This window comes from Hydrogenophaga intermedia (genome assembly GCF_023715105.1).
Lineage (GTDB): Bacteria > Pseudomonadota > Gammaproteobacteria > Burkholderiales > Burkholderiaceae_C > Hydrogenophaga > Hydrogenophaga intermedia_A.
In genome coordinates, this window is the sequence record NZ_JAMBNO010000128.1 from 1 (window position 1) to 389 (window position 389).

Below are 389 nucleotides of genomic sequence, written 5' to 3' on the forward strand. Positions count from 1 at the left end.
CTCCAGGACGTCGCGCTCGAGCTGCGTGAAGACCTCCGAGGTCCGCCATACCGGCACCTGGCTGCCCTTGCGCTCGTCGAGGCCCTCGTTGTGGGCGTGGAAGTAGCCGAAGTCCAGGCACCAGGAACACCCGACCTGTGCGGCGACGGCCATGTGCGCGAACGACTTCAGGTCCTCGTCGCAGGCGCTCCACTTCTGCGCCTTGCCGCTGACGGCGAGGAAGGCCTTCAGGACGGGCCGGTTGTGGAAGTAGACGCCCACCGGCTCCGGCACCTCCCCGAGCAGCTTGCGGCTGAAGCGCTTCACCATGGCGCCGTAGAACCCCGTCACGGGACCGGGCTGGATGCGGGCGGTGCTGGTCATGTCGTCCTCCTGGGTGAGCGGGTGAG

At 68.4% G+C, this 389-nt stretch carries 1 protein-coding gene; it reads right to left on the bottom strand.

Annotated features, from left to right (window positions below):
• A partial coding sequence (locus M3149_RS22890; RefSeq protein ID WP_435370784.1) for a carboxymuconolactone decarboxylase family protein occupies positions 1 to 363 on the bottom strand: 363 nt, incomplete at its 3' end.
• Positions 364 to 389 lie beyond the last annotated feature (26 nt).